Genomic DNA, 23,975 nt, shown 5'->3' with positions numbered 1-23,975 from the left:
CCCCCCCCCCCCCCCCCCCCCCCCCCCCCCCCCCCCCCCCCCCCCCCCCACCCCCACCCCCCCCCCCCCCCCCCCCCCCCCACCCCCCCCCCCCCCCCGTGACCGCTCATGTCAGGCCGGCGAGGTGGCTGCTCGGCCGAGGTGCCGGGCGAAGAACCGGACCGCGCTGTCGGCCTCGAACCGGGGCAGCTCCTTGTGCCTGCCCGAGTTGGCGTGCAGCGTCTTCTCCTTCGAGGCGAAGGCGTCGAACAGCGCGAGACCCTCCTCGCGGGAGATGTGCTCGTCGTCCCACTGCATGTCGAACTCGATCGGGACGGTGATCTGCCTCGCCTTCTCGGCCACCACGTCGGGCCAGTGCTGACCGAAGACCGCGGCCGTGATCCTGGGTTCGACGGCCACGAGCGGTACGCCGATCGCGGTGCCCATGTTGATGCCGAAGTAGCCGACCGGCCCGTCCGTGCCGATCTCCGGAAGTTCCTGGAGGGCGTCCAGGGTCGCCAGCCACTCCGGCACGGCGAGCTCTGCCAGGTGGGCGTTGTAGCGGACGACGATCGGGCCTTCCGGCTCGCCCGCCGCCCTCGCCCGGAACAGCTCGGCGATTTCTTCCTCGTCGTGCGCGGTGCGCGGCCGGTCGCCGTGGCCGGGAGCGTCGATGCAGGCGACGTGGAAGCCGCAGCCGGTCACCAGGAGGCGGGCCCGGCCGGCCATCGCCGGGTGCTTCTTGTGGTTGCCGCCGCCGTGGCCCATCAGGACCAGGGGCGCGCGATCGGCGCCGGAAGCCGGCGACCAGAGAACTCCGGGGACGTCGCCCACGGTGAAGTCGCGCTCGACCATACCGGCCGACGACGACTCGGAAGTGAACTTCAAAGAGTGCATGGGGTGTTGCCTTTCGGGAGGGCCTTGTGTGCGAGGCGCTCTCCCGGCGACACCTACGTCAGTCGCCGGCCGTGGCGGAGAGGGGGAGCACCCACGTCGATACTGCGTTCACGGGTCTCACCTCCTCGGGCGGCGTCACGGTCGACTGGAAACTACCAGTCCGGTGATCATCCCTTCAATCCTTTTCCCGCCGCGTTCCCTGGCGCCCTAGAGACCCACGATCGTGTTCCACCGCTTCGCGAACTCCGTCCGTTCCGTGGAGGTGATGTCGCGGGCGACGGCGAGGCGGGACCGCATGCCGGGGTCCGGGAAGATCAGGGGGTTGTCGGCGAGGGCGGCGGTGTCCTTGTCCTTCGACGCCGCCAGGACCTCCTTGGCGGCCGGGACCGGGCAGACGTAGTTGACCCAGGTGGCCAGCCTCGCGGCGACGGCAGGGTCGTAGTAGTAGTCGACCAGGCGCTGCGCGTTGGCCTTGTGGCGGGCCCGGTTGGGGATCATCAGGGAGTCCGACCACAGTTCGGCGCCCTCCTCGGGCACCACGAAACGGATGTCGGGGTTGTCCGCCTGCAGCTGGATGACGTCACCGGAGTACGCCTGGCAGGCCAGCACGTCCCCGCTGACCAGGTCCTTGGTGTAGTCGTTGCCGGTGAAGCGGCGTATCTGGCCGTGGCGGACCTCGCGCTCCACCTGGTCGCAGACCCGGTGGAAGTCGTCCGCCGTCCACCTGGTGATGTCCACGCCGTTGCCCTGCATCAGCAGCGCGAAGGACTCGTCCAGGCCGGAGAGGAGCGTCACGCGCCCCTTCAGATCGCTCGCCCAGAGGTCCTTGACGTGCCGGATCTCGCGGCCCAGCCTCTTGCGGTTGTAGGCGATGCCGGTGATGCCCGACTGCCACGGCACCGTGCATCTGCGGCCCTTGTCGAAGGCGGGCGAACGGAGGAGCGGGTCGAGGTACTCGGCCACGTTCGGCTGGCGGGCGCGGTCCATCTCCTGGACCCAGCCCAGCCGGACGAACCGGGCGCACATCCAGTCGCTGATGACGATCAGGTCGCGGCCGGTGGACTGGTGGTTCATCAGCGCGGGGCTGATCTTGCCGAAGAACTCGTCGTTGTCGTTGATCTCCTCGACGTAGTCCACCCGGATCCCGGTGCGCCTCTCGAACGCCTCCAGCGTGGGCCGCCGGTTCGGGTTGTCGTCGTCGGTGTCGATGTACAGCGGCCAGTTCGCCCAGGTCAGCTTCTTGTCGGCCGCGGACTCGTCGGCCACGGCCCGGTCGCCGGGCGCGACATAGGCGGCGGGCACCCCGCAGCCGGCGAGGGCACCGAGCGCGGCGGTGCCGCCGAGGGCGCGCAGGAGGGAGCGGCGGGGCAGCACGGTCGTCCGAGAGGTCTGGGGCACCTCGGAAGGATGCCGTCCCGCGCGGTCAACGGACAATCGACGCTGCGTCGAGCAAGGACCGGCCTGCCCGACACCTTGTCGATCAGTGCCGTTCACGCCCCGTCCGGCCCCCAGCTGCCGACCAGTCCCAGGGCCTCGCCCGCTCCGGTGTCCGGCGCCGGAAGGTAGCCGACCAGGACCTGGCCGGGTTCGTTGGTGTGCAGCACCTCGAAGTCCAGGGTGAGCGGGCCGACCAGCGGGTGGTGCAGGGTGTAGCGGCCGGGGCCCTTGTCCGCCACGTCCTGCCTGGCCCACAGCTCGGCGAACTCCTCGCTCTTCATGGCGAGCGTGCCGATGAGCGAGGCCAGCGCCGGGTCGTCGGGGTAACGGCCCACGCTCACCCGCAGAAAGGCCACGGTCGCCTCGGCCTTCGACCGCCAGCTGTCCGCGAACAGCTCGCGGTAACGGGCGTCGAAGAAGACCAGGTGCGCGAACGTCCGCCGCTCGACGGGCAGTTCGCCGAAGTCGCCGAAGACGGCGGCGGCGAGCTGGTTCCAGGCGAGCACCTGGGTGAGGTGCCCGCAGACGTAGGCGGGGCCGGGCTGGGCGTCGATCAGCCGGCGCAGGGAGGGCCGTACGGTCGCGGTGGCCGGTGCCGCGTTAGGCAGGGCGCGGTCGGGGCGGGCCAGGTTGCGCAGGTGCGCGCGCTCGGCCGGATCCAGGCGCAGCGCCCGGCCGACGGCCTCCAGCACGCTGTCCGACACATGCGGGTTGCGGCCCTGCTCCAGACGTACGTAGTACTCGACGCTCACCCCGGCCAGCTGCGCCAGTTCCTCGCGCCGCAGCCCGGGCACGCGCCGGGGCCCGTACGCCGTCAGCCCCACGTCGGCCGGGGTGAGCCGGGCCCGCCGGGACCTGAGGAACTGGCTGAGTTCGGTGCGCCGTTCGCCGGGTGTGGTCATGCCCACGAGTATCCGGGACGTGCGCGGAAGAAGGGTGGTCAAGTCTTTCCCCCCCTGTAGAACGTGCCTGTTGAGGGAGGCGCCCGGGGGCGCAGAGTCGTGGATGTCAGCGAACGACGAGTGCGACAAGGACGTACGACGATGACTCTCCCCCTCCGCCCCCTCGGCGCCTCCGGCCTCGACATCTCCGTGATCGGGCTCGGCGCCTGGACGTTCGGCGGCGACGGCTGGCGCTTCACGTGGGGCGCGCAGGACGACCGGCAGTCCGTCGAGACCGTGCACCGGGCGGTCGAGCTGGGCGTCAACTGGATCGACACCGCCGCCGTGTACGGCCTCGGCCACTCCGAGGAGGTGGTCGGCAAGGCGCTGGCCGAGCTTCCCGAGGCCGACCGGCCGTACGTCTTCACGAAGGTGGGTCTGGTCTGGGACCCGGAGAACCCGGCTGCGGCACCCCGCCGGATCATGCGGCCCGACAGCGTACGGCGCGAGGCCGAGGACTCGCTGCGCCGGCTCGGTGTCGAGGTGATCGACCTGTACCAGGTGCACTGGCCGGACACCGGCGCGTCCCTGAACTGGGACGGCACCGAGGCCCCTGAGGACGCGCAGGCCACCCCGCTGGAGGAGTACTGGCAGGTGATGGCCGACCTGAAGGCGGAGGGCAAGGTGCGGGCGATCGGGCTGTCCAACCACACGCCCGAACAGCTTGCGGCGGCGCACCGCATCGCTCCGGTCGATGCCGTCCAGCCCCCGCTGTCCCTCCTCAACCGCTCAGCCGAACCGGAGATCGACTGGGCCGCCGACCACGGCGCCGGCGTGATCCCCTACCAGCCGCTCCACTCGGGCCTGCTCAGCGGCACCTTCACCCGGGAGCGGCTGGCCTTGCTGGACCCGTCCGACTGGCGCCGCACCCACCCGGACTTCACGACGCACCTGGACACCAACCTGCGTACGGTGGACCGGCTGCGGGCGGTCGCCCAGGCGCACGGTACGACGGCGGGAGCGGTGGCGATCGCCTGGGTGCTGGCCCGCAGGGGCGTCACGGGGGCGATCGCGGGAGCGCGGCGCCCGGAGCAGACGGCGGACTGGGAGCAGGCGGCACGGCTTGAACTGACCGAGCGGGAGCTGGAGTTCGTCGCAGGGGAATGAAACAGCGCGGTCCCGGACGGGGAGGTGAACCCGTCCGGGGCCGCGCTTCATGGTGCCGGTGAGGACGACGAACCCGGGGCGCGGGGAACTGCGCGAGCAGCCCCCACGCACCTGCAGCCGAAAGCCGGCCGAACCAGCGGAGCTCTATGCGTCCAGGGACGTCATCACGTGCTTGATCCGCGTGTAGTCCTCGAAGCCGTACGCCGACAGGTCCTTGCCGTAGCCGGACTTCTTGAAGCCGCCGTGGGGCATCTCGGCGACCAGCGGGATGTGGGTGTTGATCCACACGCAGCCGAAGTCGAGCTTCTTGGACATCCGCATCGCGCGGGCGTGGTCCTTGGTCCACACCGAGGAGGCGAGGGCGTACTCGACGCCGTTGGCCCACTGAACGGCCTGGTCCTCGTCGGCGAAGGACTGGACGGTGATGACCGGGCCGAAGACCTCGTTCTGGATGATCTCGTCGTCCTGCTTCAGGCCGGAGACGACGGTCGGGGCGTAGAAGTAGCCCTTGTCGCCGACCTGCTGGCCGCCCGCCTCCACCTTGGCGTGGGCGGGGAGGCGCTCGATGAAGCCGGCGACCTGCTTGAGCTGGTTGGGGTTGTTCAGCGGGCCGAAGAGGACGTCCTCGTCGTCCGGCTGACCGGTCTTCGTCTCGGACGCGGCCTTGGCGAGAGCCGACACGAACTCGTCGTGGATGGACTCGTGGACGAGGACGCGGGTCGCGGCCGTACAGTCCTGGCCGGCGTTGAAGAAGCCCGCGACGGAGATGTCCTCGACGGCCTTGGCGATGTCGGTGTCCTCGAAGACGACGACCGGGGCCTTGCCGCCCAGCTCCAGGTGGACCCGCTTGAGGTCCTTCGACGCCGACTCGGCCACCGACATGCCGGCGCGGACCGAGCCGGTGATGGAGGCCATGGCCGGGATGTCGTGCTCCACCATCAGGCGGCCGGTGTCACGGTCGCCGCAGATGACGTTGAAGACGCCCTTGGGCAGGATCGAGCCGATGATGTCGGCGATCAGGACCGTGGAGGCCGGGGTGGTGTCCGACGGCTTCAGGACGACCGTGTTGCCCGCGGCGATGGCCGGGGCGAACTTCCACACGGCCATCATCATCGGGTAGTTCCAGGGGGCGACCTGGGCGCAGACGCCGACCGGCTCGCGGCGGATGATCGAGGTCATCCCCTCCATGTACTCGCCGGCCGAGCGGCCCTCCAGCAGTCGCGCCGCGCCCGCGAAGAAGCGGATCTGGTCGACCATCGGCGGGATCTCCTCGGAGCGGGTGAGCCCGGTCGGCTTGCCCGTGTTCTCCACCTCGGCCGCGATCAGGTCCTCGGCGCGCTCCTCGAACGCGTCGGCGATCTTGAGGAGGGCCTTCTGGCGCTCGGCGGGGGTCGTGTCGCGCCAGGCGGGGAAGGCGCGGGCGGCGGCCTCCATGGCGGCGTTCACGTCCGCCTCACCGGACAGCGGCGCGGTCGCGTACGCCTCGCCCGTCGCGGGGTTGACCACCTCGGTGGTCCGTCCGTCGGCGGCGTCCCGGAACTCACCGTCGATGTAGTTGCGCAGACGACGCAGCTCGGTGCTCACTGCCGGCCTCCTGATCAGGTTCTTTGCGTCCACTGACTGAGACACCCACCCTAACCGCCGGGCCCACGTTTTCAACACCCCCGTCGCCCACACTTCTGCGAAATCCGCAAGGCACGGCGTCTCAAACAACGAATTTCATCGATCGGGCCTTGCGAAACTGTCGAGACGTCGTGCACAGTGAGGTCGTGGCCAGTCGAAGCGCAGACCAGAGGGACTCCTCCCGCGAGTCCAGGAACGGCAACAGCCCCCAGCTGGACGCCGTCTCCCTCGCCATCATCCAGCAGCTCCAGGAGGACGGCCGCCGGCCGTACGCCGCGATCGGCAAGGCCGTCGGCCTCTCCGAGGCGGCCGTGCGCCAGCGCGTGCAGAAGCTGCTGGACCAGGGCGTGATGCAGATCGTCGCCGTCACGGACCCGCTCACCGTGGGCTTCCGCCGGCAGGCGATGGTCGGGATCAACGTCGAGGGCGATGTCGAGTCGATCGCGGACGCGCTGACCGGCATGTCGGAAGTCGAGTACGTGGTGATGACCGCGGGCTCGTTCGACATCCTCGCGGAGATCGTCTGCGAGGACGACGACCACCTGCTGGACGTCATCAACAAACGCATCCGGTCCCTGCCCGGAGTGCGCTCCACCGAAAGCTTCGTCTACCTGAAGCTGAAGAAGCAGACCTACATGTGGGGAACCCGATAACCGTGAGGACCCGATAACCGTGAGCTCCAAGGACCTCAGCCGCACCGCGTACGACCACCTGTGGATGCACTTCACCCGCATGTCCTCGTACGAGAACTCCCCCGTCCCGACCATCGTCCGGGGTGAGGGCACCTACATCTACGACGACAAGGGCAAGCGCTACCTCGACGGTCTCGCGGGTCTGTTCGTGGTCCAGGCCGGTCACGGCCGCACGGAACTCGCCGAGACCGCCTTCAAGCAGGCCCAGGAGCTCGCCTTCTTCCCGGTGTGGTCCTACGCCCACCCCAAGGCCGTCGAGCTGGCCGAGCGCCTCGCCGACCACGCCCCGGGCGACCTGAACAAGGTCTTCTTCACCACCGGCGGCGGCGAGGCGGTCGAGACCGCCTGGAAGCTCGCCAAGCAGTACTTCAAGCTGCAGGGCAAGCCGACCAAGTACAAGGTCATCTCGCGTGCGGTCGCCTACCACGGCACCCCGCAGGGCGCCCTGTCGATCACCGGCCTGCCGGCTCTGAAGGCCCCCTTCGAGCCGCTGGTGCCGGGTGCGCACAAGGTCCCGAACACCAACATCTACCGCGCCCCGCTCTTCGGTGACGACCCGGAGGCCTTCGGCCGCTGGGCCGCCGACCAGATCGAGCAGCAGATCCTCTTCGAGGGCCCGGACACCGTCGCCGCGGTCTTCCTGGAGCCGGTGCAGAACGCCGGCGGCTGCTTCCCGCCGCCGCCCGGCTACTTCCAGCGCGTGCGCGAGATCTGCGACCAGTACGACGTCCTGCTCGTCTCGGACGAGGTCATCTGCGCCTTCGGCCGCCTGGGCACGATGTTCGCCTGCGACAAGTTCGGCTACGTCCCGGACATGATCACCTGCGCCAAGGGCATGACCTCGGGCTACTCCCCGATCGGCGCCTGCATCATCTCCGACCGCCTCGCCGAGCCGTTCTACAAGGGCGACAACACCTTCCTGCACGGCTACACCTTCGGTGGCCACCCGGTCTCCGCGGCCGTGGGCCTTGCCAACCTCGACCTGTTCGAGCGCGAGAACATCAACCAGCACGTGCTGGACAACGAGGGCGCCTTCCTGCAGACCCTGCAGAAGCTGCACGACCTGCCGATCGTCGGCGACGTCCGCGGCAACGGCTTCTTCTACGGCATCGAGCTGGTGAAGGACAAGAACACCAAGGAGTCCTTCAACGACGAGGAGACCGAGCGCGTCCTGTACGGCTTCCTCTCCAAGGCGCTGTTCGACAACGGCCTGTACTGCCGTGCCGACGACCGCGGCGACCCGGTCATCCAGCTCGCCCCGCCGCTGATCTCCAACCAGGAGACTTTCGACGAGATCGAGCAGATCCTGCGCGCCACCCTCACGGAGGCGTGGACGAAGCTCTGAGCCTTCCCGGAAGGTCTGCGCCTTCCCCGAGAAGGTCCGATCATCCGACCGGCTGATCGACACCGGCCCCGGTGCCTCCGTTCGAGTGGGAACGGCGGCCCGGGGCCGTGTGCTGTCCGGGCTGCCGCAGCGGACCTGCCTAGCGTTCCAGTGACCGATCGGCCCAGCCTTCGTTCCCCCGCACGAGGGACCAGGCAGGGAAAACCGGATCAGAACCGAGGTGTACGCGCATGGAGGCCCCGCCGGACAACGACGTGCTCTGGGCACGCTCGCTGCACTTCAGGTACCCGGACGGGTCGCCCGGGCTCGCCGGGGTCGCGCTGGCCGTGCGCGAGCGCGAGATCGTCGCCGTCGCCGGACCGCGGGGCAGCGGCAAGACGACCCTGCTGCGCTGTCTGTCGGGCCTGCTGCCGGTGCGCCACGGCGAGGTGTGGTTCAACAGCACACCCCTGCACACCCTCGGCCCGATGCGCCGGGAGCGGCTGCGCCGGGACCGCTTCGGCTGGATCGACTCCGCACCCGTACTGGTACCCGAGCTGAACGCCTGGGAGAACGTGGCGCTGCCGCTGATGCTGCGCGGTGCCGGCCGCCGCAGGGCCAAGGTCGCCGCGCTGGAGTGGCTGGAGCGGCTCGACGTCGGCGAGAAGGCCCGCAACCGCCCGCACGCACTCCATCAGGCCGAACGCCAGCGGGTGTCGATCGCCCGGGCGCTGGCCGCGGCACCCATGATCCTCTTCGCCGACGAGCCGACGGCGCCGCTGCACCGCGCCGACCGCATCCAGGTCCTGCGCACCCTCATCTCGGCCGCCCGCTCGCACGGCATCACCGTGGTCCTCGCCACGCACGACCCCGAGACCGCCGCCCTCGCCGACCGCGCCGTGGGCCTGCTGGACGGCCGGAGCGTGCGCACCGTACACCTGCCGGAGGCACCCGACACGGAGGGCCGCGCCGCGTGGTCGCTCTCCGTCTGACCCGTGCGGGACGCCCCGCCGTCCAACTGCGCCGCCTGCTGGTGGCCGCGGCCTCGGCGGGCACCGGGTTCCTGCTCCTGTCCTGCCTCGGCTACGCCCTGAACCACCCCGAGTCCGCGCACGCCGCCACGCTGCGCCTGGCCTGGTGCACGGTGCCGCTCGCCGCGACGGTGTACCTGGCGCTCGCCGTCGCCCGCACCGACCCCGGCACCCGGCCACGCCCCGGTCTGTCCGCCGTAGGCCTCGGCCCGGCGCGCCTGATGGCCGTCTCCGCGCTGACGACGGCCCTGTCCTGCGCCCTGGGCTCGCTGCTGGCGCTGCTGGTCTTCCTCCACCTGCGCGGCGACCTGACGGGCATGCCCTTCGACGGCGCGGCGGCGGACGTCCTGGCAGCGGACCAGCCCCTCCCCGCCCCGGCGACCCTGACCCTGCTGACCCTGCCGCCCGCCCTGGCCTCGGCAACGGTGGCCCTGGTCCTGCGCCCGAAGGACCCCCAGTCCGCCACCCCGGCCCACCACAGGTACGGCCGCTTCGGGGCATACGGCTCGATGGCCCGGGAGACGTTCGGCACGTACGCGCGGTTCGGCGCCCGGTTCGGCCGGCGGGGCGGAACCGACGGCGAGCGCCCCGGGGCCCGGCCCGCGGACGACCGCGCCGCCGGCACGGCCGACGACGGCACGCAGGCCCGCCCGCATCCGGCGGGCGGTCGCGCCGCCGGGACAACCACCGACCACGGCGCACAGCCCCATCCCCATCCCACGGACGGCCGCACCACCGGCACGGCCGACGACGGCACGCAGACTCATCCGTATCCCGCTGGTAACCGCGCCCCCGGGGCGGCTCCCGACCCCAGGCAAGGCGGCACCCTGCCGGCGCCGGGCAGCGCGCTGCACCCCGAGCCCCAGGCACCGGCGACCGACTGGACCGACGTCGCCCCCAGGCCCCCCGAAGCCGCCCCCGCCGGCTTCCCCTGGGGCGTCGCCCTCCTCGCCACCGGCCTGACAGCCCAGGCGTACGCCGACCGGTCGGCCCTCGCCGTACTCACCGGCTGGCTCCTCACCACAACCGGCCTCGTCCTCACCGCCCCCGGCCTCACCCACGTGTGCGGCCGCCTTCTCCAGTCCGCCCGCCCCGGCGCCCTCCGCCTCCTCGCCGGCCGGGTCCTCATGACGGAGGCCACCCGCATCGGCCGCCCCCTGGGCGTCGTCTGCGCGGTCGCGTCCGCCGGCCTCGCCAGGACCACCCCGTCCGCCGGCTCGGCACCGGCGTTCGGCCCCCTGACCACCTTCGGCACCCTGTTCGTCGCCGCCTGCACGGTCGCCACCCTCCTCACCGCGGCCGTGGAGACCCGCCAGTGCCGGGCCGGCACGACCGCCGCACTGCTGCGCCTCGGCGCTCCGGCCACGATGCTGCGCACGGCCGCCGCCCTCCGCGCGGCGGCCCTGCTGACGTTCTTCGGCCCGCTCACGCTCGGCGTGGCCGCCCTGGCGACGCTCCCCGTGACCCGCTGAGCGGCCCCGCCGGAAAAAGTCTCCCGCGACCGATGAGTTCTCCCGGGGCCCGGGGTCTACCCCGCCGAACACGCTGACCCCAAGGCGAACCACGGAAGCGAGCACCTCATGTACCAGCAGATGATCTTCGTGAACCTGCCCGTGAACGACCTCGACGCCTCGAAGAAGTTCTTCACGGAGCTCGGCTACACGATCAACCCGCAGTTCAGCGACGAGAACGCCGCCTCCGTGGTGATCAGCGACACCATCGTCGCGATGCTGCTCACCAAGCCGTTCTACGCGACCTTCACCAAGAAGGAGATCGCCGACGCCACCACGACCAGCGAGGTGCTGGTCTGCCTGAGCGCCGAGAGCCGCGAGAAGGTCGACGAGCTGGTCGACAAGGCCATCGCGGCGGGCGGCACGCCGAGCGGCCCAACCCAGGACCACGGTTTCATGTACGGCCGCGCCTTCGACGACCTCGACGGCCACACCTGGGAGGTCATGTGGATGGACCCGGCCGCGATCCAGGCTCAGGGCTGAACCGGGATCAAACGTAACGGCGGTTAATAAGCAGGTAAAGGCAACTGCCCTGGGCGGCATATTCATTGACACTGCTTACGGAGCGCTTATAGACCTGTGAGCCTCCTGGGGGTGATGGGGCTTCACCTCATCCGTAGCTCCAACTCCCCCTTCAGCCCCCCGCAGTTGTGCACTCTGTAAAGGACAAACGTGTCCATAACTCGCCGTAGCGCCCGCCGTTCCGCGCGCATCCTGGGTGTCGCCTCCGCCTCGGCCGCCGTGGTGCTGGGTCTGTCCAGCTCCGCGCTCGCGTGCAACATCCGTGACTTCAAGGCCGAAGCCAAGTGCGACGGCGAAAAGGGCGTCATCGTCGTCACCGACACCGACGCCTCCGGTACCCCCGCCACCATCTCGGTGTTCCTCAAGGGCGGTGGTGGCGTCGAGACCAAGGTGGGCGAGCAGGAGGCCAAGGGCTCGGCTCAGGGCACCCCGGTCAGCTTCCCGGAGGACTGGAAGAAGAACGCGACGTACCGCGTGCACGTCACGGCCGCCCACAAGGTCGTCGACGAGGACATCCAGCCCGACCTGGTGACCCCGTCCACCGCCTGCAAGACCAAGACCTCGACCCCGAAGCCGCCGGCCAAGACGCCTAAGCCGAAGCCGAAGCCGTCGAAGTCCGCCCCGGCCGGGCCGGCGACCCCGACTCCGTCCGCCTCCGAGTCCAGCTCCGCCCCGGCGACCGCGCCGAGCAACGCGCCGTCCCCGGCGGCCGGCAACTCGAACCTCGCCGAGACCGGTGCCAGCTCCAACACCGGCCTGATCGCCGGCATCGCGGGCGCGCTGGTCGTCGTCGGCGGTGGCGCGGTCTTCCTCGGCATGCGCCGTCGTGGGGCGCGCGGCAACGGCTGACGCCTCGCCCTCCGTACACCGCCGCGGCCCGTCCTCCTATCCCCAGGGGACGGGCCGCGGTCGTCTCTGCGCCCGGATCAGCCGAAGGTCGCCCGCTCCAGCCAGAACTCCAACACCGCCCGCTCTCCCAGGACTTCGAGGCCCGGACTGTCCAGCGGCAGCCGCCGGTAGAAGGCCAGCAGCACGGAGGTGAGCGGGCCGCGCAGGGCGACCGTGGCCTTCTCATGGCCGCGCCGCCAGCGCACACCCTCCTCGCCCAGCTCGATCAGCCACTCGGCGTTCAGCGCCGGGTCGGTGCCGGTGGCGTGCAGGTGGATGCTGCTGCCCGGCCGGCGCAGGTCCTTCACCGGGTCCCGCGGCAGCGTCCGCTGTGCCCACTCCACGATCTGGAGCCACTCGTCCAGCGCGTCGGCGGCGATGTCGGGGGCGAGCTCGCAGGGCAGCCCGGCGGCGAGCGTGGCATCGGCACGGTGAACGGTGATCTCGTGGGCCATACGGCGGGCCCAGAAACCGGAGTTCAGCACCCCGGTCCACGCCCACACCGTGGTGTCCGGTCCCGCCTCCCGCAGCGCGCCCACGACCAGCTCGCCGGTCTCCGCGAGCCACTTGTCCAGGCCGGCCGCGTCGCCCCGCTCCTCCGGTCCCCCGGCCAGCGGGACCCGCTCCGGCGGGATGTTCTCCTGCGCCCGGGTACGGACCAGGGTGTCCACCCAGCGCAGGGCGCCACCCGTGTGCCGTACGAGGTCCTCCAGCGACCAGTCCGGGCAGGTCGGCACGGTCGCGGACAGGTCGGCGCCGGAGGTCACCACGGCCCTCAGCTGCTGTACCTGGTGGGCGATTTCGTCGCAGTAACGGTCATGTGCGAGCACGGTCATGCCCTCACCCTAGGGACCCGGCGATCAGTCGAGCACGACGATTTCGGCCGCGTCGAACTCCACGCCCACCCCGTCCCCGACCTCCGGCGCGTCCCGCAGCGCGCAGGCCGCCTCCAGGCGCGGCCCGTCCTCGGGCTGGAGGCGCACGGCCACATGGGTGCCCTTGAAGGTGCGGGCGGCCACCGTGCAGGGCAGGCCGGTGTCGGCCGCCACGAGCCGTACCCCGGCGGGCCGGACCAGCAGGCTGCGGGCGCCCTGCGGGGAGCCCTCCGGCACCGGCAGCTTGCCCCAGGGGCTGTCGGCGGCCGCCCCCGCGACGGTCGCCGGGACCACGTTGTCGAAGCCGAGGAAGCGGGCCACGAACGCGTCGGCGGGCCGCTGCCACACCTGAAGCGGCGTGCCGGACTGCGCGATCCGCCCGTCCCGCATCACCACCACCCGGTCGGCCAGCGCGAACGCCTCACCCTGGTCGTGGGTCACGGCGAGCACGGTGGTGCCCAGCCGGCCGAACACCTCCCGCAGTTCGACCACCAGCCGCTCCCTGAGCGAGCGGTCGAGCTGGCCGAGCGGCTCGTCCAGCATGAGCAGCCGGGGCCGGGGCGCGAGCGCCCGGGCGAGGGCCACGCGCTGCTGCTCGCCGCCGGACAGGGAGGCCACGGCCCGCCGGGCGGCCCCCGGCAGCCCGACCAGCTCCAGCAACCGCCCGACCTCGGCCTCCCGTTCGGCCCTGGAGACGCCGTGCATCCGCAGCCCGAACGCCACGTTCGCGCCGACGTCCCGCTGCGGGAAGAGCTGGTGGTCCTGGAACATCAGGCCGACACCGCGTTTGTGCGCGGGCACGCCCGACTGGTCACGGCCGTCGAGCAACACCCGGCCGCCGGACAGGCTTTGCAGCCCGGCCACCACCCGCAGCAGCGTGGACTTCCCACTCCCGCTGGGCCCGAGCACACACACCACCTCCTGCTCGGCGACGTCGAGACCGACCGCGTCGAGCACGGCCCGCCCGCCGAAGCGCACGGTCGCGGCATCGAGGCTCAGCAGCATCGAGAACTCCCCCGTCGGGCCGGCAGCATCTAGAACTCTCCCGTCCGGTCGGTGCGCAGCCGCTCCAGGACCAGCAGGGCGGCGGCGCACACCACCATCAGAATGGTCGAAAGGGCCATCGCCTGGCCGTAGTTGAGGTCTCCGGGGCGACTGAGCAGCCGGGCCACGGCGACCGGGAGGGTCGGGTTGTCGGGCCGGGCGATGAACACGGTCGCCCCGAACTCGCCGAGCGAGACGGCGAACGCGAACCCGGCCGCGACCAGCAGTGCCCGGCGCACCAGCGGCAGGTCCACCTCCCGCCACACCCGCCAGGGCGAGGCGCCGAGCACGGCGGCGGCCTCCCTCAGCCGTGCGTCCACCGCACGCAGCACCGGCAGCATCGTCCGTACGACGAAGGGGGCGCCGACCAGCGCCTGGGCGAGCGGGACGAGCATCCAGGACTGTCTGAGGTCCAGCGGCGGCTTGTCGAGCGCGATCAGGAAACCGAAGCCCACGGTCACGGCGGACACGCCGAGCGGCAGCATCAGCAGCGCGTCGAAGCCCCGCACCAGCCGTCCGGCGTCCCGGCGGGCCAGCGCGGCGGCGGCGAGACCTCCGATCACGACGGCGACGGCGGTGGCGGCGACGGCGTACTGCAGGGAGGTCCACACCGCGTGCACCGGCGCCACCAGGAACGTACCGCCGTCGGAGTGCGCGAGCGCCCGGTAGTAGCCGAAGCCGGGCGCGTCGAGGGAACGGCGGACGAGGACGGCGAGGGGCAGGACGAGGAGCAGCGCGATGGTGGCGAGGACGCCGGCGAGCAGGGCCCACTGCCCGGCGCCGCGCGGCCGGCGGGCGGTCACCTTCGGGTCGACGAGCCGCAGGGCGGCCTCCCGGCGCCGTACCGTCCAGGCGTGCACGGCGAGGATCGCGCCGACGGCGACGAACTGGACGAGCGTGAGGACGGCGGCCGTGGAGAGGTCGAACACCTCGGAGGTCTGCCGGTAGATCTCCACTTCGAGGGTGGAGAAGGTGGGGCCGCCGAGGATCTGGACGACGCCGAAGGAGGTGAAGGTGAACAGGAACACCATCAGGGCGGCGGCGGCCACGGCGGGCGCGAGGGCGGGCAGGGTGACCTTCCGCCAGGCGTGCCAAGGAGACGCGCCCAGCATCCGGGCCGCCTCCTCCTGCCGGGGGTCGAGCTGGGACCACAGCCCGCCGACGGTCCGTACGACGACCGCGTAGTTGAAGAAGACATGGGCCAGCAGGATCGCCCACACCGTGGTGTCCAGCCGTACGCCCCACAGCTCGTCGAGCAGCCCGCCGTGCCCGACGAGGGCCAGGAACGCGCTGCCGGCGACGACGGTCGGCAGCACGAACGGGACGGTGACGACGGCCCGCAGCAGCCGCTTGCCCGGGAAGTCGAAGCGGGCGAAGACATGGGCGGCGGGCAGGGCGAGCAGCAGGGTGAGCGCGGTGGATGCCAGCGCCTGCCAGGTGGTGAACCACAGCACGTGCCGGATGTCCGGCTGCGTGACCACGTCCGCGAGCCGGCCGAACCGCCAGGCGCCGTCCACCTTCAGCCCGCGCGCGACGATCGCGGCGACGGGCCAGGCGAAGAACAGCGCGAAGAACGCGACGGGCAGGGCCATGAGCCCGAGCCGCGCCGCGCTCCCCGCGCGGTCCTTCCGGGGCACTACTTCAGTACGAGCGAGGTCCACGACTTGACCCACTGGTCACGGTTGGCGGCGATCTTGCCGGGGGCCATGGTCTCCGGGTGCCGGGCGGCCGGCCCGTACTTCGTGAACTCGGCGGGAACCTTCGCGCCCTGCACCACCGGGTAGACGTACATGTTCAGCGGCATGTCATCCTGGAACTCCCTGGAGACCAGGAAATCGACGAACGCCTCGGCCCCCTTGGGGTTCCTCGCGTTGCTCAGCACGCCGGCGAACTCGATCTGCCGGAAGCAGGTGCCGCTCGCCACCCCGGTCGGGGCGGTGCCGGGCCGCTTCTTGGCGTAGATCACCTCGGCGGGCGGGGAGGAGGCGTACGACACCGCCAGCGGCCGGTCGCCGCCGGCCTTCTTGCCCTCGGACGATCCCGAGAACTCCTGGTAGTAGGCCTGCTCCCAGCCGTCGACGACCTTGACGCCGTTGGCCTTGAGCTTCTTCCAGTAGCCCTGCCAGCCGTCGTCGCCGAACTGTACGGCGCTGCCGAGCAGGAAGCCGAGGCCGGGCGAGGAGGTGGCGGCGTTCTCGGTGACGAGGAGGTTCTTGTACGCCGGCTTCGTCAGGTCGGCGAAGGACTGCGGCGGGGTCAGCTTGTGCTTGCTGAAGTAGGCCTTGTCGTAGTTGACGCAGATGTCGCCGTAGTCGACGGGCGTGACCCGGTGCTTGTCCTTGTCGAGCTGGTAGGCGGCGCCCACCTTGTCGAGGCCCTTGGCGGTGTACGGCTGGAAGAGGCCGTTGTCGAGGGCGCGGGACAGCAGGGTGTTGTCGACGCCGAAGAAGACGTCGCCCTGCGGGTTGTCCTTGGTCAGGATGGCCTTGTTGACGGCCTGCCCGGCGTCGCCGTCCTTGAGGACGTGGACCTTGTACCCGGTCTTCTTCTCGAAGTCCTGGAGCACGTTCTTGGACACGGCCCACGAGTCGTGGCTGACGAGGGTCACGGACCTGGAGTCCGCGGACGACGTGCTCTCGCCGGAACCGCACGCGGACAGGCTGATCAGGCCGAGCCCGACCGCGACGGCCACGAAGGTCTTGTTCTGCACTGGATGTCCTCCTGGGGTTGGCCAGGAAGAGACGCGGCCCTGCCCCGGCCTTCGCGAGGAAGGCCGGGGCAGGGCGCAACAGCTTGAGTGGTGACCGAACTCCCTACCCAGAATGACCTGGGCGAGGTTCAGAGGGTCTGCGGCCCTGTCCGCCGCACTCTCAGCGCTGTGGCGCTCCCCTGTCGGAATATGAAGATGTGTGGACCGGGCCAGATTACCGCTCGGTGGCCGCCAGCTGACCACAGGCTCCGTCGATCTCCTGCCCGCGGGTGTCCCGAACGGTCACGGGCACCCCATGAGCGGCGATGGCCTCGACGAACGCCTTCTCGTCCTCCGGCCGGGAGGCGGTCCACTTCGACCCCGGCGTCGGGTTCAGCGGAATGAGGTTGACGTGCACGGGCTTGCCCCTGAGGAGCCGCCCGAGCCTGTCGCCACGCCACGCCTGGTCGTTGATGTCCCGGATGAGGGCGTACTCGATGGACAGCCGGCGTCCGCTCTTCTCCACGTACTCGAACCCGGCGTCCAGCACCTCGCGCACCTTCCACCGCGTGTTCACGGGGACGAGGGTGTCGCGCAGCTCGTCGTCGGGGGCGTGCAGGGAGATCGCGAGCCGGCACTTGAAGCCCTCGTCGGCGAACCGGTGGATGGCCGGCACGAGCCCGACGGTGGACACGGTGATGCCGCGCTGCGACAGCCCGAGCCCGTCCGGGGCGGGATCGGTCAGCGCCCGGACCGCACCCACGACCCGCTTGTAGTTGGCGAGCGGCTCGCCCATGCCCATGAAGACGATGTTCGACAGCCGGGCGGGTCCCCCGGGTACTTCCCCGTCCCTCAGGGCCCGCATCCCGTCGACGATCTGGTGGACGATCTCGGCCGTGGACAGGTTCCGGTCCAGGCCCGCCTGCCCGGTGGCGCAGAACGGACAGTTCATGCCGCAGCCCGCCTGGGAGCTGATGCACATGGTGACCCGGTCCGGATACCGCATCAGCACGGACTCGACGAGGGTCCCGTCGAACAGCCGCCACAGCGTCTTGCGGGTCGCCCCCTGATCGGTGGACAGATGCCGTACGACGGTCATCAGCTCCGGGAACAGCGCTTCCTGCAGCTTGCCGCGGGACCCGGCGGGGATGTCGGTCCACAGCTCCGGGTCGTGCGCGTACCGCGCGAAGTAGTGCTGCGAGAGCTGCTTGGCACGGAACGGCTTCTCACCGATCTCGGCCACCGCGTCCTTGCGCTCGGCGGGCGTGAGGTCGGCGAGATGCCGCGGCGGCTTCTTGGCTCCGCGCGGCGCGACGAAAGTGAGTTCTCCGGGCTTAGGCATGGCTGTACCAGTGTCGCAGATCCACATGGGTGACCTGCGGGTGCCGCTGGCTACGAATGTCGTTAGTAGTATCACTGGCCGCTGCTGGCGGCCTCGGACGACCCAGGGTCGGCCCAGGGTCGGCGCGAGGGCGATCACTCGTCGGCTGCCGGCCACTCGTCGAGCCGGACCCAGAGGGCGTACGACCACGTGTCTTCCCCCGAAGTGCGGATCGCGCCGCTGAACGGCTCAGCGCCATCCGCCCCGCTTGATCTGCCTTCAAACCGGGCCGGGACGGCTTACTTCTCCTGGCCGTCTGCCAGGAAGTCGTTGATCCAGTGGTTCGCCTGCGCGGGCACGGCGGTGGGCATCGCGAAATGGGTGAGCTCGGCGAGAATCTCGATCCGGGCGTCCGGTACGGCCTTGCGGGCGCGGGCTGCGACGTTCGCGGCGTCGTGTACGCCACTGCGGCCGGCGAGAAGGACCAGGAGCGGGACGCTCAGCGCCGTGGGGTCCGGGCGGCGGCCGACGACCAGTTTCCGGTTCGAGAAGTCCGAGACCGCCAAGGCATAGAGCCGCTTCCAGCCCAGGTCGGTGTCGGTCCCCGCGGTTTCGCGGTCCAGGAAGGCCCGCGCTCGGGCTTCCGTCGGACGCAACAGGATCGGCAGGGAGCGCAGCAGGAAACCCAGGCGGTGGTTGGCGAAGCACTGGGTCGGGTCGAGCAGTACCAGCCGATCGACCCGCCGTGCGGCGTGCAGGGCGTAGGCCAGGGCGATCCAGCCGCCGTAGGAGTGGCCCAGCAGGTGCGTGCGGGACACGGTGAGGCCGTCGAGCAGTGCGTCCAACCAGGCCATCAGGTCGGTGGTCGTGCGCAGCGGGCGCCCGCCGGGGACGCTGCGTCCGGCGTCGCCGAGGATGTCGACGGCCAGCACCCGGTGCTGCGTGCCGAGTACCGGGGCATTGGCGAACCAGACCGCGCCGGTGGAGCCGCCGCCGTGCAGAAGGAGGACTGGGGTGGCGTCAGCGGGGCCGTAGGCGTGGACGCGGGTGGTGCCGTACGGGGTGGGAACGTCGATCTCGGTGGTACCGGTGGGCCAGCGGGCGAGAAGTGCGTCGTAGGCGGCGAAGAAATCTTGGGATGAGGACACGGTGAACCCCCGGGAATCGTCTCGTTGACCAAGTATCTCGCTTGGCGAGATACTAACCCGGTGAGTGATGACACCGACCCCGCGATGCGGCTGGTCCACCTGTTGCGCGCAGTAACCGTGGAATTGGACCTGCGCGGCGCCGAGTTCGCCGCGCGAAACGGCCTGCACACGACCGATCTGCGGGCTCTCATCCACCTGCTTGACGCCGACCGGGCGGGCACCGACGTCACCCCGGGCCGACTCGGTGCGGCGCTACGGCTCAACTCGGCCGGCACCACTGCCCTGCTCGACCGGCTGGAGCGCCTGGGGCTCGTCCGCCGGGGGCGCGACGAGAACGACCGACGACGGGTCGTGCTGACGGTGGAACAGAAAGCCATGGAGATGGGCCGCTCCTTCTTCGGCCCGCTCATCGCCAACCTGGTCGAGGCAGCCGGGGACTTCACCCCGGCCGAACTGGACATCGTTCACCGCTACCTGACCGCTGCCCTTCAAGCAGCCGCTCCCGGCCAGGACGCGTCGACGGCCGCCGCCACCGCTGCCACGGTAGCGCCCAGCTCCGACAACCGATGAGCGCTGCGGACGGATCCCCTGGTCCACCCCTCACCCCCGCTCCCATCCATTTCTAACTGCCGGGAGGGCGGAAGGCGACCTGTCGGCGGGCGGCTTCATCGATCTCGTCGGTGGTGAGGAGGGGGGTGGCCCGGGTGTGGAGCGCGCCGCTGGCCTTGACGCTGAGGCTGACGGCAGCCATGGAGACTGGGTCGGGGAAGTCGACGATGCACACAAGGTCGTCCTCTCCGAAGGCGAAGTACATGGCCTCGACCGTCCCGCCGAGGCCGGCCACGACGTGGTCGACGGCGGCACGGCGGCCACTCGCGCCTTCCTGGAGCAAGCCCTTCGTGCCCTCGGGCGTGTAGGTGGCCTGGATGAGGAACTTCGGCATAGGGGTGCTCCCTGCCCGTGACTTGTCCGGTACGCACAACGGCCTTCCCGCTGTCACGCCGGCCACAAATCAACGGACGGCCGAATTCACTCGTAAGACACATCGGCATGTGCATGCGTGGGACAGCGCCTGAAACGGCAGCCGGGGCCGGAATCGGGCGGAGCGCAGTCGTCCGGGATGTTGTTGTGGCCAAGGCGGGCGGCGAGCGGCCAGCCCTGTGAACCGCTCGCACGAGCCGCGGAACCGGCGCGGACGAAGTCCGGTGAGCACTTCGGCGAGCTCGCGACGCTCAGCGGAGGTCACCTGCTCCATCAGGCCAACACGGTGTGGCCCGCGGGACTTTGAGACACGCTTCCAACGGCATGGACTTAGCCATGTCTGCTGTGAAGTTCTGCTGACGAACGGTCGGGTTTCCTGGTCGGGCCTTGTCCCGCCCCATGGCCTGCCGTAACCACATGTGCCATGAACCTTTTCGGCCGCAACTCCTTCCAGCGGCGCGCGCAGCCGTCCCCCATCCCCGTGACGACCGGCGCCCCGGTGGCCAGAGCCACCGCCGTACTGCCCGATCCCGAGCTGGCGGGCCTCACCGGCGAGTGGCTGATCGATCCCGCGCACAGCAGGATCGGGTTCTCCGTGCGGCACGCGATGGTGACGACGGTGCGGGGTGCCTTCACGGAGTACGAGAGCCGTCTGTACTTCGACGGCCGTGACCCGGCCCGTTCCCGCGCCGACCTGGTGCTGTACACCGCCAGCGTCGACACCGGCGTCGAGCAGCGCGACGCCCACGTGGTGGGCCGGCAGTTCCTGGACTCGGCGACGTACCCGCGGATGACCTTCACGAGCACCGCGGTCCGGCTCGCCGGCACGGACGTCTATCTCATGACCGGCGACCTCACCATCAAGGACACCACCCGCCCCGTCGACCTGGAGCTCACCTACATCGGCCATGTGACCGACGCGTTCGGCGACGAGCGGGTCGGCTTCGACGGCACCACCACCGTCAACCGTTCCGACTGGGGCCTGTCCTACGACGCCAGGCTGGCCCAGGGCGGCTCCATGGTGAGCGAGAAGGTCCGCCTCCAGTTCGACATCGCCGCCGTCCGCGCCACACCGTCGGTCTGAGGGCCTGAGGGACCTGCCGTACGCAACGGGCCCCCGCCCTGCACCAGGGAACGGGGGCCCGTAAGCCGTACGGCGCGAGACTCACGACTCACGCCTCACGCGGAGCCGACGAAGAGCACCATCAGGAGCCAGACCACGGGGGCCGTCGGCAGCAGTGAGTCCAGGCGGTCCATGATGCCTCCGTGGCCGGGGAGCAAGGTGCCCATGTCCTTGATCCCCAGGTCCCGCTTGATCATGGACTCGCCGAGGTCGCCCAGCGTGGCGCTGGCCGCGACCGCGAGGCCCAGCAGCAGGCCCTGCCACCAGGAACCGTGGTCGATCAGGAACTGCATGCACAGCGCGCCCGCCACCATCGCGAACAGCACCGCGCCGAGCAGGCCCTCGCGGGTCTTGCCGGGGCTGATGCGCGGGGCCAGCTTGTGCCTGCCGAACCGCCAGCCGACCGCGTACGCGCCGGTGTCGCTGACGACCGTCAGGAGCAGGAAGGTCAGGACACGCCACGGCCCGTCCTTCGCCGTCAGCATCATGGCGACGAACGTGGCCAGGAACGGCACGTAGAAGGCGGCGAAGACACCCGCCGTGACGTCCTTGAGATAGCCCTCCGGCGACTCCGTCATGCGCCAGACGAGGACGGCCAGGGCCGTGAGGGCCATGGCGACCCACGCACCCTCGGCGCCGCGGCCGTACCCGGCGACGACCATCGCCGCACCGCCGACCGCGAGCGGCACCAGCGGCGCCTTGATGCCCTTACGCTCCCGCAGCCTGCTGGTCAGCTCCCACAGGCCGACGACCACGGCAACCGCGATGACGCCGACGAACACCGCCTTCCAGACGAACAGGGAGGCGATGATCACCACACCGAGCCCGACGCCGACCCCTATGGCCGCGCTCAGGTCACGGCCCGCGCTCTTCTTCTGCGGCGCTGGCGCCGGCTGGTGGGCGTCGGGCATGGGCTCCGGATTCTGGTTCTCGGCCGGGACTGTCCGGGGCGGCGCGGGCTCGGAACGGAACTCGTCCTGGAACAGGGAGCCGCTCACCCGAGCGGCCCTCCGGTTGTCGGCTCCGCCCTGGGCGGATTCGTCGGGCACGATGGGCATGGGGCGAGTGTGCTGCGCCTCAGGCGCATCGTACGCGGGACCCGCCGGGGCGGCCCCCTGGACAGGCCCACCCGCGGTGGGCCCCCAGTAGCGGGCCTGCCCCGCCGGTGGCGGCGCCCCCCAGGAAGAGTCGCTCATCAGACTTCGAGCAGTTCCGCTTCCTTGTGCTTCAGGAGCTCGTCCACCTGTGCGACGTACTTGTGCGTGGTGTCGTCGAGCTCCTTCTCCGCACGGCGGCCCTCGTCCTCGCCGACCTCGCCGTCCTTGACGAGCTTGTCGAGGGCCTCCTTGGCCTTGCGGCGCACGGAGCGGATGGACACGCGCGCGTCCTCGGCCTTGCCCTTGGCGACCTTGATGTAGTCGCGGCGGCGCTCCTCGGTCAGCTCCGGGAACACCACCCGGATGATGTTGCCGTCGTTGCTGGGGTTGACGCCCAGGTCGGAGTCGCGGATCGCCTGCTCGATGTTGCGCAGCGCGCTCTTGTCGAACGGCGTCACGACCGCCATGCGCGGCTCCGGCACGGAGAACGAGGCCAGCTGGTTGATCGGCGTCGGGGCACCGTAGTAGTCGGCCACGATCTTGTTGAACATCGCCGGGTGCGCACGGCCGGTGCGGATCGCGGCGAAGTCCTCCTTGGCGACCACGACGGCCTTCTCCATCTTCTCCTCGGCCTCGAGGAGGGTCTCTTCGATCACCACTTGCTCCTGCGTGTCTTGAGTAAGGCCCGGCTGCGGTTCCTGAAGTCGGTCTGCGGCCGGCTGCGTCGCGTCTTCTTCCTGCACGGTTCCCGACCGGCAGGACATTGTCCATCCCCCGGCCAGGGTCCGGCCCCCTTACAGGGCCGCACATCACCGGCCGGGTTGATCCCGGGTCAGCCCCGGCTGCCCTGGTCACCCACCAGGGTGCCGATCTTCTCACCCTTGACGGCGCGGGCGATATTGCCCTCCGCGAGAAGCTCGAAGACGAGGATCGGGAGCTTGTTGTCGCGGCACAGCGTGACGGCGGTGGCGTCGGCGACCTTGAGGTCGCGGGTGATGACCTCGCCGTAGCCGAGAGCGTCGAACTTGACCGCGTCCGGGTTGGTCTTGGGGTCGGAGTCGTAGACCCCGTCCACACCGTTCTTGCCCATGAGCAGCGCCTCGGCGTCGATCTCCAGGGCGCGCTGGGCGGCGGTGGTGTCGGTGGAGAAGTACGGCATGCCCATACCGGCGCCGAAGATGACCACGCGGCCCTTCTCCAGGTGGCGCACGGCGCGCAGCGGGATGTACGGCTCGGCGACCTGGCCCATGGTGATGGCGGTCTGCACCCGGCTGTCGATGCCCTCCTTCTCCAGGAAGTCCTGGAGCGCGAGGCAGTTCATCACGGTGCCGAGCATGCCCATGTAGTCGGAGCGGGCCCGGTCCATGCCGCGCTGCTGGAGTTCGGCGCCGCGGAAGAAGTTGCCGCCGCCGATGACGACCGCGATCTCGGCGCCGTCCCGGACGACGGCCGCGATCTCGCGGGCGATCTTGTGCACCACGTCCGGGTCCACGCCCAGGCCCCCGCCACCGGCGAAGGCCTCTCCGGACAGCTTCAGCAGAAACCGGCCGCGTACTTTGCCGTCGTCGCTCTTCTGGGCCTTGGTGGTCATGGGGATCCCGCCTCTTTCACGTGTTGCACATACGAAGAAGGCCATTGCCGATGGGGTCGCTTTTCGCTCCCATGCGCGGCAATGGCCTCCTCGTCAGATCTGCTGCCGTCCGCTCCACGCCGGGGTGTGGCGGTGTGCGCGGACGACTGCTTAC

The 23,975-nt window shown here is 70.7% G+C and carries 23 protein-coding genes; 9 read left to right on the top strand and 14 right to left on the bottom strand.

The genetic code is table 11. The features are described from left to right. Positions 1-111 precede the first annotated feature (111 nt). The 3 genes from ACZ7GZ_RS29620 to ACZ7GZ_RS29610 all read right to left on the bottom strand — a co-directional run bounded on the left by ACZ7GZ_RS29620 (position 112) and on the right by ACZ7GZ_RS29610 (position 3,215). Positions 112-876 carry an alpha/beta hydrolase family protein gene (locus tag ACZ7GZ_RS29620; RefSeq protein ID WP_471028832.1) on the bottom strand — a complete coding sequence of 255 codons (765 nt, stop codon included), beginning with the start codon at positions 874-876 and terminating at the stop codon, positions 112-114. A 207-nt stretch (positions 877-1,083) separates the two neighbouring features. Then, the gene (locus ACZ7GZ_RS29615) at positions 1,084-2,274 is read right to left on the bottom strand and encodes an ABC transporter substrate-binding protein (RefSeq protein WP_471028831.1); all 1,191 of its coding nucleotides are present in this window, start codon (positions 2,272-2,274) and stop codon (positions 1,084-1,086) included. 92 nt (positions 2,275-2,366) lie between these two features. Further along, complete coding sequence (locus ACZ7GZ_RS29610) at positions 2,367-3,215, bottom strand: helix-turn-helix transcriptional regulator (protein ID WP_471028829.1); 849 nt, start codon at positions 3,213-3,215, stop codon at positions 2,367-2,369. Between the two features lie 141 nt (positions 3,216-3,356). Here ACZ7GZ_RS29610 and ACZ7GZ_RS29605 point away from each other — a divergent pair, with 141 nt between their 5' ends. Continuing rightward, positions 3,357-4,361, top strand: coding sequence for an aldo/keto reductase (locus ACZ7GZ_RS29605; RefSeq protein ID WP_471028827.1), 1,005 nt, complete (start codon positions 3,357-3,359; stop codon positions 4,359-4,361). Between the two features lie 144 nt (positions 4,362-4,505). Here the strand turns inward: ACZ7GZ_RS29605 and ACZ7GZ_RS29600 are convergent, their stop codons facing one another. Continuing rightward, positions 4,506-5,945: a gamma-aminobutyraldehyde dehydrogenase gene (locus ACZ7GZ_RS29600; protein ID WP_471028826.1), complete on the bottom strand. Its 1,440-nt coding sequence runs from the start codon at positions 5,943-5,945 to the stop codon at positions 4,506-4,508. 170 nt (positions 5,946-6,115) lie between these two features. Between ACZ7GZ_RS29600 and ACZ7GZ_RS29595 the strand changes: the two genes are divergently transcribed. From ACZ7GZ_RS29595 to ACZ7GZ_RS29570, 6 genes are all read left to right on the top strand, one after another. Then, a complete protein-coding gene (locus ACZ7GZ_RS29595) occupies positions 6,116-6,637 on the top strand; it encodes an Lrp/AsnC family transcriptional regulator (RefSeq protein WP_450796992.1) in 522 nt (173 codons plus the stop codon). 19 nt (positions 6,638-6,656) lie between these two features. Then, the gene (locus ACZ7GZ_RS29590) at positions 6,657-8,021 is read left to right on the top strand and encodes an aspartate aminotransferase family protein (protein WP_471028824.1); all 1,365 of its coding nucleotides are present in this window, start codon (positions 6,657-6,659) and stop codon (positions 8,019-8,021) included. 230 nt (positions 8,022-8,251) lie between these two features. Beyond that, positions 8,252-8,992 (top strand): ABC transporter ATP-binding protein, encoded by a 741-nt coding sequence (locus ACZ7GZ_RS29585; RefSeq protein ID WP_471028822.1) that lies wholly within the window; start codon positions 8,252-8,254, stop codon positions 8,990-8,992. Next, a complete protein-coding gene (locus ACZ7GZ_RS29580; RefSeq protein ID WP_471028820.1) occupies positions 8,974-10,503 on the top strand; it encodes a hypothetical protein in 1,530 nt (509 codons plus the stop codon). The genes ACZ7GZ_RS29585 and ACZ7GZ_RS29580 overlap by 19 nt, the downstream gene beginning before the upstream one ends. Before the next feature lie 108 nt (positions 10,504-10,611). Beyond that, entirely contained in the window at positions 10,612-11,025 is a 414-nt protein-coding gene (locus tag ACZ7GZ_RS29575) for a VOC family protein (RefSeq protein WP_471028819.1), read from the top strand. Between the two features lie 189 nt (positions 11,026-11,214). Then, on the top strand, positions 11,215-11,913 hold the full coding sequence (locus tag ACZ7GZ_RS29570; protein WP_471028818.1) for an LAETG motif-containing sortase-dependent surface protein: 699 nt from the start codon (positions 11,215-11,217) through the stop codon (positions 11,911-11,913). Positions 11,914-11,990: 77 nt separating this feature from the next. Here ACZ7GZ_RS29570 and ACZ7GZ_RS29565 read toward each other — a convergent pair whose 3' ends face one another. The 6 genes from ACZ7GZ_RS29565 to ACZ7GZ_RS29540 all read right to left on the bottom strand — a co-directional run bounded on the left by ACZ7GZ_RS29565 (position 11,991) and on the right by ACZ7GZ_RS29540 (position 19,029). After that, on the bottom strand, positions 11,991-12,788 hold the full coding sequence (locus ACZ7GZ_RS29565; protein ID WP_471028816.1) for a maleylpyruvate isomerase family mycothiol-dependent enzyme: 798 nt from the start codon (positions 12,786-12,788) through the stop codon (positions 11,991-11,993). 24 nt (positions 12,789-12,812) lie between these two features. After that, positions 12,813-13,832 (bottom strand): ABC transporter ATP-binding protein, encoded by a 1,020-nt coding sequence (locus tag ACZ7GZ_RS29560; protein ID WP_471028814.1) that lies wholly within the window; start codon positions 13,830-13,832, stop codon positions 12,813-12,815. Positions 13,833-13,861: 29 nt separating this feature from the next. After that, positions 13,862-15,463 carry an ABC transporter permease gene (locus ACZ7GZ_RS29555; RefSeq protein WP_471028839.1) on the bottom strand — a complete coding sequence of 534 codons (1,602 nt, stop codon included), beginning with the start codon at positions 15,461-15,463 and terminating at the stop codon, positions 13,862-13,864. Between the two features lie 44 nt (positions 15,464-15,507). Further along, positions 15,508-16,581 (bottom strand): thiamine ABC transporter substrate-binding protein, encoded by a 1,074-nt coding sequence (locus ACZ7GZ_RS29550; RefSeq protein ID WP_471028813.1) that lies wholly within the window; start codon positions 16,579-16,581, stop codon positions 15,508-15,510. A gap of 214 nt (positions 16,582-16,795) precedes the next feature. Then, the gene (gene rlmN / locus ACZ7GZ_RS29545) at positions 16,796-17,902 is read right to left on the bottom strand and encodes a dual-specificity RNA methyltransferase RlmN (RefSeq protein WP_471028810.1); all 1,107 of its coding nucleotides are present in this window, start codon (positions 17,900-17,902) and stop codon (positions 16,796-16,798) included. Positions 17,903-18,180: 278 nt separating this feature from the next. Then, on the bottom strand, positions 18,181-19,029 hold the full coding sequence (locus ACZ7GZ_RS29540; protein WP_471028808.1) for an alpha/beta fold hydrolase: 849 nt from the start codon (positions 19,027-19,029) through the stop codon (positions 18,181-18,183). Between the two features lie 84 nt (positions 19,030-19,113). On the opposite strand from ACZ7GZ_RS29540, the gene ACZ7GZ_RS29535 reads away from it, so the two are divergent. Further along, positions 19,114-19,599 carry a MarR family winged helix-turn-helix transcriptional regulator gene (locus ACZ7GZ_RS29535; RefSeq protein WP_471028837.1) on the top strand — a complete coding sequence of 162 codons (486 nt, stop codon included), beginning with the start codon at positions 19,114-19,116 and terminating at the stop codon, positions 19,597-19,599. Between the two features lie 52 nt (positions 19,600-19,651). On the opposite strand, the gene ACZ7GZ_RS29530 is transcribed toward ACZ7GZ_RS29535, so the two are convergent. Next, positions 19,652-19,972: a GYD domain-containing protein gene (locus ACZ7GZ_RS29530; protein WP_471028806.1), complete on the bottom strand. Its 321-nt coding sequence runs from the start codon at positions 19,970-19,972 to the stop codon at positions 19,652-19,654. A gap of 462 nt (positions 19,973-20,434) precedes the next feature. Between ACZ7GZ_RS29530 and ACZ7GZ_RS29525 the strand changes: the two genes are divergently transcribed. Then, positions 20,435-21,094: a YceI family protein gene (locus ACZ7GZ_RS29525; RefSeq protein ID WP_471028805.1), complete on the top strand. Its 660-nt coding sequence runs from the start codon at positions 20,435-20,437 to the stop codon at positions 21,092-21,094. A 95-nt stretch (positions 21,095-21,189) separates the two neighbouring features. Here the strand turns inward: ACZ7GZ_RS29525 and ACZ7GZ_RS29520 are convergent, their stop codons facing one another. From ACZ7GZ_RS29520 to pyrH, 3 genes are all read right to left on the bottom strand, one after another. After that, a complete protein-coding gene (locus ACZ7GZ_RS29520; protein ID WP_471028803.1) occupies positions 21,190-22,329 on the bottom strand; it encodes a phosphatidate cytidylyltransferase in 1,140 nt (379 codons plus the stop codon). Continuing rightward, entirely contained in the window at positions 22,329-22,886 is a 558-nt protein-coding gene (frr, locus tag ACZ7GZ_RS29515; RefSeq protein ID WP_055706853.1) for a ribosome recycling factor, read from the bottom strand. Before frr ends, ACZ7GZ_RS29520 begins: the two co-directional genes overlap by 1 nt. A gap of 176 nt (positions 22,887-23,062) precedes the next feature. Beyond that, positions 23,063-23,821 carry a UMP kinase gene (pyrH, locus tag ACZ7GZ_RS29510; protein WP_471028801.1) on the bottom strand — a complete coding sequence of 253 codons (759 nt, stop codon included), beginning with the start codon at positions 23,819-23,821 and terminating at the stop codon, positions 23,063-23,065. Positions 23,822-23,975 lie beyond the last annotated feature (154 nt).

The sequence above is a fragment of the Streptomyces sp. NPDC037288 genome, from assembly GCF_055603265.1.
The sequence above is the reverse complement of the archived record's forward strand: the minus strand, read 5'-3'. Positions and strand labels throughout refer to the sequence as shown.

Bases quoted from the DNA above. Each gene is read 5' to 3' on its own strand.
- rlmN (WP_471028810.1), bottom strand. From the start codon at position 17,902: ATGCCTAAGCCCGGAGAACTCACTTTCGTCGCGCCGCGCGGAGCCAAG.
- ACZ7GZ_RS29535 (WP_471028837.1), top strand. From the start codon at position 19,114: ATGCGGCTGGTCCACCTGTTGCGCGCAGTAACCGTGGAATTGGACCTG.
- ACZ7GZ_RS29555 (WP_471028839.1), bottom strand. From the start codon at position 15,463: ATGGCCCTGCCCGTCGCGTTCTTCGCGCTGTTCTTCGCCTGGCCCGTC.
- ACZ7GZ_RS29585 (WP_471028822.1), top strand. From the start codon at position 8,252: ATGGAGGCCCCGCCGGACAACGACGTGCTCTGGGCACGCTCGCTGCAC.
- ACZ7GZ_RS29530 (WP_471028806.1), bottom strand. From the start codon at position 19,972: ATGCCGAAGTTCCTCATCCAGGCCACCTACACGCCCGAGGGCACGAAG.
- ACZ7GZ_RS29620 (WP_471028832.1), bottom strand. From the start codon at position 876: ATGCACTCTTTGAAGTTCACTTCCGAGTCGTCGTCGGCCGGTATGGTC.
- pyrH (WP_471028801.1), bottom strand. From the start codon at position 23,821: ATGACCACCAAGGCCCAGAAGAGCGACGACGGCAAAGTACGCGGCCGG.
- ACZ7GZ_RS29605 (WP_471028827.1), top strand. From the start codon at position 3,357: ATGACTCTCCCCCTCCGCCCCCTCGGCGCCTCCGGCCTCGACATCTCC.
- ACZ7GZ_RS29565 (WP_471028816.1), bottom strand. From the start codon at position 12,788: ATGACCGTGCTCGCACATGACCGTTACTGCGACGAAATCGCCCACCAG.
- ACZ7GZ_RS29520 (WP_471028803.1), bottom strand. From the start codon at position 22,329: ATGAGCGACTCTTCCTGGGGGGCGCCGCCACCGGCGGGGCAGGCCCGC.
- ACZ7GZ_RS29575 (WP_471028819.1), top strand. From the start codon at position 10,612: ATGTACCAGCAGATGATCTTCGTGAACCTGCCCGTGAACGACCTCGAC.
- ACZ7GZ_RS29525 (WP_471028805.1), top strand. From the start codon at position 20,435: ATGAACCTTTTCGGCCGCAACTCCTTCCAGCGGCGCGCGCAGCCGTCC.
- ACZ7GZ_RS29610 (WP_471028829.1), bottom strand. From the start codon at position 3,215: ATGACCACACCCGGCGAACGGCGCACCGAACTCAGCCAGTTCCTCAGG.
- ACZ7GZ_RS29560 (WP_471028814.1), bottom strand. From the start codon at position 13,832: ATGCTGCTGAGCCTCGATGCCGCGACCGTGCGCTTCGGCGGGCGGGCC.